This is a genomic window from Sphingobacterium sp. N143, from assembly GCF_030325625.1.
Classification (GTDB): Bacteria; Bacteroidota; Bacteroidia; order Sphingobacteriales; family Sphingobacteriaceae; genus Sphingobacterium.
Map to the genome: position 1 here is coordinate 183,455 of NZ_JACAIS010000001.1, position 13,984 is coordinate 197,438.

At 40.5% G+C, this 13,984-nt stretch carries 12 protein-coding genes and 1 pseudogene; 5 read left to right on the forward strand and 8 right to left on the reverse strand.

All coding sequences use genetic code 11. From position 1 onward, the window contains the following. Positions 1-17 precede the first annotated feature (17 nt). Positions 18-1,214 (forward strand): tetratricopeptide repeat protein, encoded by a 1,197-nt coding sequence (locus HX021_RS00645; protein ID WP_286587512.1) that lies wholly within the window; start codon positions 18-20, stop codon positions 1,212-1,214. A 111-nt stretch (positions 1,215-1,325) separates the two neighbouring features. On the opposite strand, the pseudogene HX021_RS00650 reads toward HX021_RS00645, so the two are convergent. Beyond that, a pseudogene (locus HX021_RS00650) lies at positions 1,326-2,171 on the reverse strand (prephenate dehydrogenase); the annotation flags it as partial. 72 nt (positions 2,172-2,243) lie between these two features. Continuing rightward, positions 2,244-3,404, reverse strand: coding sequence for a pyridoxal phosphate-dependent aminotransferase (locus HX021_RS00655; protein WP_286587514.1), 1,161 nt, complete (start codon positions 3,402-3,404; stop codon positions 2,244-2,246). 192 nt (positions 3,405-3,596) lie between these two features. On the opposite strand from HX021_RS00655, the gene HX021_RS00660 reads away from it, so the two are divergent. From HX021_RS00660 to HX021_RS00675, 4 genes are all read left to right on the forward strand, one after another. Next, complete coding sequence (locus HX021_RS00660) at positions 3,597-5,420, forward strand: ABC transporter ATP-binding protein (protein WP_286587515.1); 1,824 nt, start codon at positions 3,597-3,599, stop codon at positions 5,418-5,420. A 102-nt stretch (positions 5,421-5,522) separates the two neighbouring features. Then, positions 5,523-6,722, forward strand: a complete 1,200-nt coding sequence (gene mqnE, locus HX021_RS00665) for an aminofutalosine synthase MqnE (protein ID WP_286587518.1) — start codon at positions 5,523-5,525, stop codon at positions 6,720-6,722. Positions 6,723-6,739: 17 nt separating this feature from the next. Further along, a complete protein-coding gene (locus tag HX021_RS00670) occupies positions 6,740-7,366 on the forward strand; it encodes a histidine phosphatase family protein (RefSeq protein ID WP_286587519.1) in 627 nt (208 codons plus the stop codon). Beyond that, positions 7,359-8,087, forward strand: coding sequence for a menaquinone biosynthetic enzyme MqnA/MqnD family protein (locus HX021_RS00675; protein WP_286587520.1), 729 nt, complete (start codon positions 7,359-7,361; stop codon positions 8,085-8,087). Before HX021_RS00670 ends, HX021_RS00675 begins: the two co-directional genes overlap by 8 nt. Before the next feature lie 126 nt (positions 8,088-8,213). Here HX021_RS00675 and HX021_RS00680 read toward each other — a convergent pair whose 3' ends face one another. The 6 genes from HX021_RS00680 to HX021_RS00705 form a co-directional block, all read right to left on the reverse strand. Further along, positions 8,214-9,518, reverse strand: coding sequence for a DEAD/DEAH box helicase (locus tag HX021_RS00680; protein ID WP_286587522.1), 1,305 nt, complete (start codon positions 9,516-9,518; stop codon positions 8,214-8,216). Positions 9,519-9,654: 136 nt separating this feature from the next. After that, positions 9,655-10,662, reverse strand: coding sequence for an aspartate--ammonia ligase (asnA, locus tag HX021_RS00685; protein ID WP_286587524.1), 1,008 nt, complete (start codon positions 10,660-10,662; stop codon positions 9,655-9,657). A 290-nt stretch (positions 10,663-10,952) separates the two neighbouring features. Continuing rightward, a complete protein-coding gene (locus tag HX021_RS00690; RefSeq protein ID WP_286587525.1) occupies positions 10,953-11,279 on the reverse strand; it encodes a HesB/IscA family protein in 327 nt (108 codons plus the stop codon). A gap of 81 nt (positions 11,280-11,360) precedes the next feature. Next, positions 11,361-12,539 (reverse strand): cysteine desulfurase family protein, encoded by a 1,179-nt coding sequence (locus tag HX021_RS00695; RefSeq protein ID WP_286587526.1) that lies wholly within the window; start codon positions 12,537-12,539, stop codon positions 11,361-11,363. Positions 12,540-12,565: 26 nt separating this feature from the next. Further along, positions 12,566-12,874, reverse strand: coding sequence for a DUF983 domain-containing protein (locus HX021_RS00700; RefSeq protein WP_286587529.1), 309 nt, complete (start codon positions 12,872-12,874; stop codon positions 12,566-12,568). 119 nt (positions 12,875-12,993) lie between these two features. Further along, positions 12,994-13,860 carry an AraC family transcriptional regulator gene (locus tag HX021_RS00705; protein ID WP_286587531.1) on the reverse strand — a complete coding sequence of 289 codons (867 nt, stop codon included), beginning with the start codon at positions 13,858-13,860 and terminating at the stop codon, positions 12,994-12,996. Positions 13,861-13,984 lie beyond the last annotated feature (124 nt).

The window sequence follows — 13,984 nt, forward strand, 5'->3', positions numbered from 1 at the left end:
TTAACTTAGTTTTGGGTATGAAGCATATGATTTCAAATCTATCTGTTATCTTTCAAAACCAAGCTTTTGTAGAAACGGATTTTACACTTCCGCCACCAGTATTGCTTGCTAAATTTTCCTTTTTGCCAATCCCGTCTTTCTTTCCGGATAATACCATCTCTTTCAATGCTGAATGGCTGGAGGATATGCAGCAAAAAGATATTGCAAAATTATTTAAAGGTTTTCTCGTCGGAATCATAGCTCATGGAGACCCTATTGTACTGTTCGAAGAGGTCATAGCCACCACAAACCATGTGTTGGCATACAGTTACTTGGGACTCTATTATTTTAAGATTAAAGCCTATCGGGAAGCTATAGAAGTCTATACCAAAGCCATTGCATCTTACAAAGACGAACCTTTTTTCTATGCGAGCCGATGCTTGATCTATCGCCTTATTGGTGAAGATGAGGGAGCCTTCTATGATTATCAGATCGCCAAAGGACTGGATTTCAATTATCATAGCGTCCTGGAATGGCAAGAAAATCAAGCTGAATTAGCTTATTTTGAAGCTGAAAATCTGGTAATCCAAGAGCTTGAGTCAAAACAAAGCGAGTTAAGTAGCGAGGAACTGAATTCTTTAGGCTTGGAGTATGTCCATTGTTATGATTATCTAAAGGCGATTGAACTCTATACGAAAGCGATCGAAAAGTCACCTCAGCCCGAAAGTAATCTTTTTGTTTTTAGGGGGAGCCTCTATCTAAAACTGACCTGTTTTGAACGGGCATTAGCAGATTTTGGTCAGGCAATTGAGCAAGACAAAAACCAAGCTGCAGCCTATATCTTTCGGGCGAAGGTGTTTGAGTCCTATCGCTATCCAGAAAAGGCATTGGCAGATTATGCACAAGCAGAAAGATTGAATAGTGATCTGTCTATCGTATATGAGGAGAGGGCTTCCTTACTTGAACGATTAGATCGCTTGCCAGCAGCATTGGAGGACTTTAACCGCTTGGTAGAATTAAATCCTGAAGACTTTTATGTGTATTCCCTGCGCGCAGACTTGAAAGAGAAACTTGCTGATCTGGAAGGTGCACTCGGGGATTATTCCATGGCGATCCAGCTGAACCCATATTATTCGGATTTGTACTCGTATCGGGCCGCCGTCAAAGAGAAACTGGGAGATCCTTTAGGAGCAAAAATAGACTTGGATAAGTTTAACGAGCTGGAAGATGAATAAGAGAAAGCAAGGGTTCCTATTGAGGAACCCTTGCTTTCTTTTATTCAGGTTAGGTAATCACGTTATGATCCTAGTTTGAGCAATCTGTTTGTTCTTGTTCTGTTCGATAGATTATTTAATGATCCGTTTTATCTTATTGGATCGTTTAATAAGTTTATGTAATTTATCGTAATCCTCTGTGGCTATAGAATCATGGAGTGATTGTAACTGTTTGATATGTTCTTCTAAAACCTCGAGAACATTCTCCCGGTTCTGTTTAAAGATAGGGGTCCACATGTCCGGCGAGCTTTTGGCCAGACGTACGGTGGATTCAAAACCCGATCCCGCCAATTCAAAGATACGTCCCTGTGACTTTTCTTTTTCCAATACCGTTAAAGCCAGCGCAAAGGAAGTAAGGTGGGAGATATGTGAAACATAAGCTGTATGTACATCATGTTCATCAGCATTCATAAAACAGGTGCGCATTTCCAGTTGGTCGGTGATGGCATCGGCGATCTCAAACGCATCTTCATCGGTTCTGAACGCCTCCACATATACCATCATCTTTCCTTTATATAGTCCTGCTATAGCAGCTTCGGGACCAGAATACTCTGTACCGGCCATTGGATGGGCGGCAATATATCGGCCTCTGTTGGGATGGTCCTTGATTTTGTTGAGTATATTTGTTTTGGTCGATCCCATATCTATAATCACTTGATCTGTTACCAGATCCAGGATCTGTGGAACAACCTGTAAAATTGCATCGACAGGAATCGTTAAGATCAATACTTTACAGCTATTGATTGCCTCTTCCAATGTTGCTGTCTCATCGATAAAACCGATCTGTTTGGCTTTATCAAGGTTTTTCTCGCTTTTATCTACACCGATGATCTTACTGCAGAATTTGGTTTCCTTTAGGCGAATGGCGACAGAACCGCCAATTAAGCCTACGCCTACGATGGCTATATTCATATGTGAACAATTATTTAAACGTGTTGATTTTCATGGATATGCATGAGCTCGTGACACTTGATTTGTTTTTTAGAAAGATTAAAAGCTATTCTTAATCCGTTGGATAGATTCTTCAAGTATATCAACTTGGGCACAAAGGCTAATACGGATATACTGATTCCCGCCGTCCCCAAAGATACCTCCAGGAGTGATAAATACACGTGATTTATCCAAAACAGTATCACTCAGAGCATAACCATCTTTGTAAGCATCCGGAGTCTTGGCCCATACGAATAGACCGACTTGGTCTTTTTGGTACGAACAGCCTAATAAATCCATGAGCTCATAGACCTTATGGCGTCTTTCACTGTATATTTTATTTAAGTCTTTATACCAGCTTGCATCCAGTTGAAGTGCTTTTGCAGCAGCCAATTGAACAGGTAGGAACATACCCGAATCCATATTGCTTTTAAAGCGAAGAACTTGATTGATGCGTTCATCAGCAGCAACCAGAACCCCGACCCGCCAACCCGCCATGTTGGAGGACTTGCTGAGTGAATTCAGTTCAATAGCCACTTCTTTTGCTCCCGGCACACGCATGATGCTGCGTGGCGCATCGGTCAGGATAAAACTGTAAGGATTATCGTGGCAGATGAGGATATTGTATTCCTTGGCAAACTGGATCAATTCTGCATAAAATGTATCCGATGCCGATGCCCCAGTAGGCATATGCGGATAGTTGATCCACATCAATTTCACCTGCGTTAGATCTTGCTTCCGTAGTTCATCGAGATCAATCAGCCAGTTATTTTCCTCGCTGAGGTTATAGGTTATTGCCTCTGCACCGCTTAACCTTACGGCTGCTGCATAGGCGGGGTAACCAGGGTTCGGAATCAAAGCCTTATCTCCTTCTTGAAGATAGGTCATGCAGATATGTACAATACCTTCTTTTGAACCGATTAAAGGTAAGATCTCTGTATCGGGATTAAAAGTTGCATTATAATAGCGTTGATACCAATCTGCAATGGCTTGTCTGAGAACCGGAGCCCCTTTATAATTTTGATAGCCATGTACATTTGGAAGTTGGGCATTTGTGTTCAATGTCGCTATCACCTCCGGGTGTGGAGGCAAATCAGGACTTCCAATCCCTAAATTGATGACACGCGCACCTTGCTTATTCAATTCGTCTATTTCCCTCAGTTTTTTCGAAAAATAGTATTCCTCTGTGTGCTGCAATCTTTTGGCAACGTCTATTTGCATCTTAATTTTAATAAATTTGGTGTTTGAATAAAGCTAAATTAGGGAATTATCTATAAAAACGAGATTTTTTTGTGGATTTTTCAAGGGGTAGCAAGGACTATGGTTTATCATTACCTTGCAACAATTTTATTGTATCAAGGGGGATGCCTGCTTTTCTTGATTAATTTGTTATTTTTGTTCAATTCAAAATAAATGAAAACATATTTTAGGCTCTTATCATTTGCTAAACCCATAGAGAAATTTGCAATCCCATATGTAATTTTCACCTTAATTACGGTTGTTTTTAGCACATTAAATTTAGCATTACTTGCACCATTGCTTCACACGCTGTTTAATACAGGCAAAGAAGCTGTCGAAGCAGTGAAACCCGATACATACACCGACATCCTTGCATGGTTTAATTATTATGCTACCCTCGCAAATGATCAGTTTGGTGCCTATGGTGCCTTGAAATATGTTTGTATTGTTATTGTTATTTCCGTTTTTATCAGCAATCTTTTTCGCTATTTCTGTCAGCGGATTATGGAAAATTTCCGTATTCATACGTTATTAAAACTTCGTAGAGCTGTATTTGATAATGTCATGGATCTGCATGTTGGATATTTTACAGGGCAGCGGAAGGGCGATATCGTATCCAAGGTCGCCTCAGATGTTCAGGTCGTACAATACTCAGTTACCGGAACCCTGCAAGTTGTATTCAAAGAACCTTTGCAATTGATTGCCTATATAGTCATGCTGTTTAATATTTCTGCAAAGCTGACCTTCTTTTCTTTGTTGGTTATCCCTATTTCAGCGTTTTTTATCGCTCGGATTGTGAAAAATCTCAAAAGCCAAGCACGGTCTGCACAGGAATCTTATGGCAATATGATTTCCTATCTTGATGAAGCGCTATCCGGGATCAAGATCATCAAGGCTTTTAATGCTGTCTCATTTATTAAAAACAGGTTTCATAACGAGAATGAGCGCTATGCCAATATTGGTCGTGCGATGGCCAAAAGGCAGCAACTGAGTTCCCCAGTTTCCGAACTATTGGGTGTCATGATGGTTGCCGTCATCTTATTGTATGGTGGTCATTTGGTGCTTTCTGGTGATAAAAGCCTGACTGCGCCTGAATTTATCGCTTATATTGCCATTTTTTCCCAGGTTATGCGTCCGGCAAAAGCATTGACAGATGCGTTTAGCGGGATCCATAATGGCTTAGCAGCAGGTGAACGTGTGCTGGAACTGGTTGATGAGAGAAGTAATGTACAGGACAAACCGAATGCGCAAGTTGTGAACGGTTTTGAAAAGGAAATTACATTTAAGCAAGTGGACTTTGCTTATACACCCGACAGGAAGATTTTACAGGGCATTGATCTGACGATTGAAAAAGGAAAAATTGTTGCATTGGTTGGCCCCTCTGGAGGTGGAAAGTCCACTTTGGTGGATCTAATTCCGCGGTTTATGGATGTCACGGATGGACAGATTCTATTTGATGGGGTGGATCTGCGGGAGCTTAACCAGGATTCTTTACGGAATATGATCGGTGTCGTTAATCAGGAATCTATTTTATTTAACGATACCATTTTTAACAATATTGCTTTTGCCAATCTTGATGCAAGCCAAGAAGAAGTCGAAGCAGCAGCCAAAATAGCCAATGCCCATGAGTTTATTTTAAAAACAGATCAAGGGTATCAAACGAATATCGGTGATCGGGGCGGCAAGCTGTCCGGAGGGCAACGGCAGCGTATCTGTATCGCGCGTGCGGTACTGAAAAATCCACCGATTATGCTGCTTGATGAAGCAACCTCTGCCTTGGATACAGAATCTGAAAAATTAGTACAGGACTCGCTTTATAAATTAATGGACAACCGGACTACAGTGGTTATTGCACATAGGTTGAGCACGATTCAAAATGCTGATAAGATTGTCGTGGTTGAGGCCGGTAAGATTGTCGAGGCGGGAAGTCACAGCGAGCTCTTGCAACAAGATGGCCTCTATAAGAAATTGATCGAAATGCAACAGTTTACAGATTAAACTCTGACGTTGTTTGCTCGCTCAGTGGAGTTGTTAACAGATTTTTTATTATAACTTTTGTTGCCTTTTCGGTACATTTGTTTTAGATAGGAGATACATTTAATGAACGCAATTGATAAATTGAATTTCTTGATCAACGATAAAAATTTAGCCGTTGAATTAAGAGATATAGCGGAAAAAGTTTTGCGAGAGGAGCGTATCACTTTTGATGAAGGAGTTCTTTTATATGAAAAAGGCGAGTTGGGATATTTAGGAGCTTTAGCAAATTATATCCGTGAAAAGCGCCATGGTGATCACACCTTTTTTAACCGGAACTTTCATATCGAACCAACCAATGTTTGTGTATATGACTGTAAGTTTTGTTCGTACTCCAGAATGATCAAGGAACGTGCCGATGGCTGGGAGATGGAAGTAGATGGCATGATGGATATTGTGAAAAAGTATGATAATGAAGCTGTTACCGAAGTGCATATTACTGGTGGAGTTGTCCCTAAGCAAAATCTCGAGTTCTACGCCGACTTCTTTAGAAGATGTAAGGCCCACCGTCCTGAATTACATATCAAGGGACTTACCCCGGTAGAATATTATTACATTTTCAAGAAAGCTAAACTGAGCCACTATGAAGGGCTTAAATATTTGCAGTCCTGTGGTCTGGATTCTATGCCAGGGGGAGGGGCGGAGATTTTTCATCCTGAAGTAAGGGAGCAGATTGCTCATGATAAATGTACTGCCGAACAGTGGCTGGACATTCACGAACAGGCGCATAAGCTTGGTATGCATACCAATGCAACGATGTTGTATGGTCATATCGAAAAGTTTTGGCATCGGGTGGATCACATGGAACGTCTTAGACAGCTTCAGGATAAAACCGGAGGCTTTCAGACCTTTATCCCTTTGAAATTCAGAAATAAGGAGAACCAGATGTCCCATATCCCAGAGGTTTCCGTTATTGAAGATTTGAGAAATTACGCCATTGCACGTATCTATATGGATAATTTTGATCATATAAAAGCATATTGGGCAATGATATCCAGAGATACTGCGCAGCTGGCACTGGCTTTTGGGGTAGATGATATCGATGGGACATTAGATGATACCACGAAAATATATAGTATGGCCGGTGCTGAAGAGCAAAAACCGGGTATGACTACGCAAGAAGTGGTGGAATTGATTAAAAATGTGGGACGTCACCCGATTGAGCGGGATACGCTTTATCATGTCGTGACCGATTATAATGACGTTGTCTTTGAACCCGATTCCCAAAAGAAAAATTATTACGCTTTACCTGTTGTAAATCCCTAAACTAATAATCCTTTATTTTGAAAAAGACATTTTATTTTATACGACACGGACAGACTGATCTAAATCTGAAGGGCATTGTGCAGGGAAGAGGAGTCAATTCTCCACTTAATAAAACTGGAATAGCCCAAGCTCAGGCTTTCTTTGAACGGTACAATACAGTGCCCTTTGATAAAATATATACCTCAACATTACGACGAACTCACCAGACAGTACAAGGGTTTATTGATATGAACTTGCCTTGGGAACAGCTTGTGGGCCTCGATGAGATCAGTTGGGGGATATATGAAGGAAAAGAACAAACAACAGAGTTATTGGCTGGTTTTGAAAAATTAGTTGCAGCCTGGCGCAATGGAGAACTGGATGTCAGTATTGAAAATGGAGAATCTCCCAACGCATTGATGGCGCGTCAGCAAGAAGCTTTGGACCATATGCTGGCCCGGCCCGACGAAAAGAATATCCTTGTCTGTATGCATGGTCGCGCATTGCGTGTTATGCTCTGCCTGATGACCGGTATCGATGCCCGTTATATGGACGACTTTCCACATACCAATACTGCTTTATATAAATTGCTGTATGACAATGGTCGATTTGAAATTGTGGACCATTACAATACCGCACACTTAGAAGCATTGATAAATGAATAAAATTAGAGTTTCAGCCGTATCGTATACCAATACCTATCCGTTCTTGAATGGAATACGTAAATCAAAAGTGATAGATCAGATTGATCTGAGTGTTGATAATCCGAGTGCATGTGCACAAAAAGTGATTGATGACGAAGCCGATATCGGAATAATACCCACCGCTGCCTTGTTGAGTCTTCCTGAATACTATATCAATACCGATTATTGTATTGGCACCGAAGGAGCTGTCGATTCGGTCTTTATTTTTGCCAATAAGCCCATTGAAGAAGTGCGGACTTTAAGATTGGACAAACAATCCCGAACCTCCAATGGCCTGGCACGGGTACTGATTAAGAATTACTGGAAGAAAGAAGTTAAGTTAGTAACGGACGAAAGCATCGAACCAGATGCCTATGTCCTTATTGGAGATCGCACCTTTGGTAAAAAGCAGTCAGTTCCGTATAGTTATGACTTAGGTAAAGAATGGTTTAATTTCACAGGATTACCTTTTGCATTTGCGCTTTGGGTAAGCAATAAGAAATTACCGGAATCTTTTATCGAACAATTCAATACGGCATTAGCCTATGGAGTCGAGCACGCAACAGATGTTATTGCGGGGCTTCCCCAATTTGAGGGTTTTGATTACACACGCTATCTAACCCAACATCTCGATTTTCATCTGACAGATCGGAAACGTGAAGCCGTCAGATTATATCTTGATTATTTAAAAGAATTGGACTAAGGATTTATCTTGAAAAATATGGATAATGCTGTTTGAAAGAAGGCAACAAATAATGCATTGACCTGATGACTGTAATTGAAGGTAGTGAATCATTGGATAAAAAAAGAGGTTGAAAAACCTCTTTTTTTATGTCCTTCCGATTTTAATTTTTCTTCCTTTTATTTTTTGTCCATTTGCGGCATTGATGATTTGTGGAGCCAGCTTGCGCTTTACGGCCACATAGGCAGTTTTATCCTTTACTTCAATTAGGCCAATGTCATTCTTCTCAATACCCTCCAAATGGAGCAGAAAACCCACAATATCGATTTTGTTGACCTTGTCCTTTCTTCCTGCATTGATATAAAGTGTGGCAAACGGCGAATTTTCAGGCAGCTCATAGAAAGCTGGGAATTCTTCTTCAGCGATGGCCGGGGGGATATAAGGATAAGTTTCCTCAGGTTTGAGGATCACATACACATCCCCAGTGGCTTGCATGCGTGCTGTACGTCCGTTGCGATGAATAAAGGCATCCTCTTTATGAGGAAGCTGGTAATGTATAATGGCATCCACCTCGGGGATATCCAATCCCCGGGCAGCAAGATCCGTTGTTATCAAAATAGAGGTGGAGTGATTTCGGAATTTTAAAAGTGCAAGCTCACGGTCCTGTTGTTCCAAGCCTCCATGGAAAGTATCATGAATGATATTTCGGTTGTCCAATAATTCACTGATATGGTCCACGGCATCCCGATGGTTGCAAAAGATAATTATCTTTTTTGTGCCGATCTTGCAGATCAGTTTTAATAACGCCTCTAATTTTTTTGAGCTGGGAGCGATAACCTTTCTTATTGTAATCCGGGGCCTGTTGTGCGAATCTTTCAAGAAGTCTACCACTATAGGAGCCTGGATCTGGGTAAATGGAGGCAGCGTTTCCATCATGGTGGCTGATGTCAGTATGCGGGATCCAAGTTGGGGCATATGACGGATAATAAAATCCATCTGATGGTGAAAGCCCAGTTCCAGCGATTTATCAAATTCATCAAGTATCAAGGTATGGATATGTGTCGGGTCAAAATTTCCTTCTTCCAGGTGTTGTTTTATTCTGCCCGGAGTTCCGATGAGGATGGACGGCGCGTCTCTGAATGCATTTTTCTCTATACGTGTACGATGACCACCATAGGCACAAGTCACTTTATGGCCTGTTGCTAGTTTTCGAAGCACTTGTTCAATCTGTAAGGCCAATTCGCGTGTCGGGACTAAAATAAGCGCCTGGACCTCAGGAGAACGATCTCTTAACTGTTGCAATAAAACTAATGAAAACGCTAATGTTTTTCCCGATCCTGTAGGTGAAAGTAAGATGAAGTCGCTGTCCTTTTGATAAGAATCAAGTACTTTTTGTTGCATCTCATTCAGGGAGGAGATGCCTAATTTGTTTAAAATAGCTTCTAGCTGCATGGGACAAAAGTACTAATTAAAAACAAAAGGTAATCCACCTGTACAAAGGTGAATTACCTGCTGTTTATTTATGTCCCGAAATACGGGATATGAAGTGTTGTAAATTATAAAAAAATAATTCTTAGAAGGTATCGATCTATAATATATCGATACCTTCTTGTCTTAATAGCTCTTTTTTGTCCTCTTCCCAGATACTCACCTGTACTTCTCCAATATGCTGTTTTTTGAGCATAAACATACAGACACGAGATTGGCCAATACCCCCACCCATTGATTCAGGTAGTTCATCATTAAGAAGCATACTATGGAAGGTCAATTTAGATTTTTCTGAACAATTACGGATTGCCATTTGATGCGCCAATGCCGTTTTGTCTACACGGATACCCATGGATGAAAGCTCGAAAGCGGAATTTAAGATGGGGTTCCAGACAAGGATATCTCCATTTAAGCCTTGAAAACCAGCTTCATTTTCTGTACTCCAGTCATCGTAATCCGCAGCACGGCCATCATGAGCTACGCCGTTGCTGAGCGCAGCACCAATTCCGTACAAAAATACAGCACCATATTCTTTTGTGATCGCATTTTCACGCTCTTTGGCACTTAAGTCAGGGTATTTTTGTAAAAGTTCCTCTGAGGAGATAAATGCAATTGTCTCCGGAAGGATTGCTTTTAGCTGAGGATATTTGTCCGCAACCTGTAATTCGGTAAAGCGAAGAGCATCATATATTTTTAATACCGTATTTTTTAGGACAGTCAAATTACGTTGGTCTTTCCCGATTACTTTTTCCCAATCCCATTGATCAACATAGATCGAATGTATAGGTGTATAGTCCTCATCTGGACGTAAAGCTTTCATATCTGTCACAATACCTTCGCCAGGCAGCATTTCAAGTTCTTTTAAGCGTACTCTTTTCCATTTGGCTAAAGAATGCACCACGACAGCTCTTTTCTCATTCAAGGACTTGATCGGAAATGAAACCGGACGTTCGATTCCATTTAAATCATCATTTAACCCTGTGCCGTCCAATACCACCAAAGGTGATGAAATTGGAATCAGATTTAAGGTTTTTTTTAATTCTTGGACAAATGTATCTTTAACAAAGCTGATAGCAACTTCGGTATTTAAAAGTTTTCTTCCCTCCATATGAGTTAATTGAAAAGCCATGTATGGATCAGAGTACATAGCTTCATTTTTTATTTTCAGTTATTTCATACAAAAATATGAAAATATCATTAGTTAACGTGTTTAGTTGTTATTTTTGATATTTATATATTAAAATGTTGAAAAAATATGAATATCTCAACAAAAAGCGATTGGGCTAAGATTTATTTGTAAAACTATCAATTTCCGGCCATGATCATAAAAATAGAGTACCTACAAAAAGAGCCCTGAAATTATTTCAGGGCTCTTTTTAATATCTTTGATCGCCAGGTTTATACGGAAAAACTCTCCCCACATGCACATGTACGGCTTGCATTTGGATTATGGAATTCAAATCCTTTTCCATTCAATCCGTCAGAATAATCGAGTTCAGTACCCGCTAAATATAGAAAAGATTTAATATCCAGGCAGATCTTTACTCCTTTATCTTCAAAAAACTGATCGCCCTTTTTTTCTTCATTATCGAAATTCAATTTATAGCTTAAGCCTGAGCAACCACCACTTTCTACAGCAACGCGTACAAAGTAATTGCCGTCATATTGCTCATTTTTCATGATTTCCTCGATACGAGTCTTTGCTTTGTCAGTAACTGTAATCATAGTTATATACTTTGTCTAGCACAAAGATACACAGAATCCTGATATAATGTTACCGTTGTAAAGTTTTTAGAATGTCATAAATTAATCGAGCAGGCCCGAACAGTGCAGCTGCCATAGGGGAGATTGGCTTCTGATTTTATTGACCGTTTCTTTAATGATCCCTGCGCATTGGAGAATATCTTCACGGCTTGTTAGTAGGCTCAAGCTGAATCGAATGGCGGAGAGCGCATGTTCCTTCGGTACGCCCATGGCCAGCAGTACATGCGAAGGTTCTCTGGATCCCGTCACGCAGGCCGAACCTGAGGATAGGGCGAGTGTAGGGCATGCCGTCATAATTTCACTGGCAAGCACATGTTTAAAACTGATATAACTGGTGTTTGGTAGTCGGGAAGTACCCTGCCCATGGACCATAATTTCTGGGATATCGGCCAATTCAGCCTCCAGCAAATCGCGGTGTTGCTGGACAAGCTGATAATTTTGGGGATCTACAATGGATATGGCTTTTCCAAGCCCCACAATAGCCGGAACATTATATGTCCCGCCTCGAAATCCATTTTCCTGTCCGCCCCCTAGGATTAATGGGCTAAGCTGGATAGGTTTTGATCGTCGCCTGATATAGAGTGCGCCAATACCCTTGGGACCATGGATTTTATGTGCACTCAAGCATAAAATGTCAATCTTAACTTGCTGGAGGTCAAGTGTGATTTTGCCGATTGCCTGTGTGGCATCGCAGAAAAATAGAATGTCTCTTTCGTGGCAGAGGTCTGCGATTTGCTCCGTTGCCATGAGTACACCTGTTTCATTGTTGGCCGCCATGAGACAAACCATTATGGTATCTGGAGCAATGGCATTCTCCAGATCCGTAATCGTGATATTTCCTTGGTTATCAACGGGAAGATAAGTGATCCGGGCACCCTGTTTTTCGAGCTGTTCACAACAGCTTAACACAGCTTTATGCTCGGTCATAGCGGTGATGATATGATTTCCCTTGGAACGATACCGGCTAAAGGCTCCTTGAAGGACTGTATTGATAGATTCTGTGGCTCCAGAATTGAAGAAGATCTCTTTAGGTGAGCACTGTAAGGCTGCTGCCACCTGAGCCCGGGCCCGCTGAATCGCAGCATTAGCTTCTCGTCCCATGGAATGGTACATACTGGAAGCATTTGCATAATTCTGGATGAAGTAAGGGGTCATTTCCTCCCACACTTCATCCAAAATTCGAGTGGTTGCATTGTTATCCAGATAAATCATATTCTTCATTTGGATAAAGATAAGCATTATGAAGTTTATGCCGAAGCCTTCATATCAACTTCCTTTTTCTTGACATTGGGATCGAATCTCAATCCTGGTGTTAACCAATACATCAAGATAATTCGCGAATAACGGTAGTTAAAAGGAGACATCAATACCACACTCAGTATCGCGACTGTGGCATAAAGCACAAAAGAAGAATCATTTCCGGTAAGGAAATAAGTAGCCATGCACGAGGCCACCATTTCGGCGATGGCAAATGCATAGGTTACATACATCGCACCATAAAAATAACCGGGCTCACGCTCATAACGAAGCCCACAATATTCGCAGTGACTGTTCATTTTTTGAACCTTCAGACCATATGCTGGACCTTTATAGACGTGACCAATTCTGCATCTTGGACATTTTGCATGCCATGCGGCTTTGAACTCGGATAATTCGTGTTTAACTTCTTCCATAGTTATAGCTGTTTTCTGAACTCTTCTGGTGTGAGACCAGTGGATTTTTTAAAAAATTTAGTAAAATAGGAATTGTCCTTAAATTGCAGCTCATTTGCAATTTCAGTAATGTTTAAATTCTTGTTGATCAATAATCTTTTAGCTTCCAGTATAATACGGTTGCGGATAATTTCACCGGCAGACTGCCCAATATAAGATTTGCAAATTGCATTAAGATGATTGGGGGTAATGAAGAGCTGGTCCGCATAGACACTCGGTAACCTGGTGGATTTAAATTGTTGTTCCACCAATTGTTGGAAACTATTGAATATTTTATGATTATAAGGATTGCTGCCTTCTTGTTGTTCTTTTTCGGACCAGATTTCAATATACAATAAAAATTGTAAGAGCAATGCGCGAATATAATCTTCAGAAAGCTTGCCTGCTTTGGCGGATAAGATCTGATCTAGAATACTTGTTGCCTGATTTCGGGCCTGTTCGGCCAGCTGGAAGATTAAGTGTTCAATTTTTCCCTGTAAATAACTAAAGCGATCTAGATAATCCGTACGTAAGAGGAAGGACTGAAAATAATCTGCCGAAAAGTTGACAACATAGCCTTCCTCATCTCCGGCGAAGTTCCAGGTATGTACCTGTCCAGGAGCCATGAAGTAGATCTGGTAGGGAATGATTTCATAATTGTTGAAATCAATGATGTGTGAACCTGATCCTTTGGTGAATAATACAAAATGAAAAAAATTGTGCTTATGCGGAAATACCATATCATGATGTTTGATAACATAATCTTTCAGATCATCAATATGAATAGTTGTTTTATTGTTGAGGTCAAGACTACAACTATCAATGATTGGAATGGTATTTTTGCTACTCATTATGCAAATTTAAACTAATTATTGTTCTTATGATGGTGTTAATTTGTTGTTTTATGGTATTTTTCAACGATTTTGGTGTTTTGAAGGAAAAATCCGATATTGGAACAATCCTTGATCGAAAAAG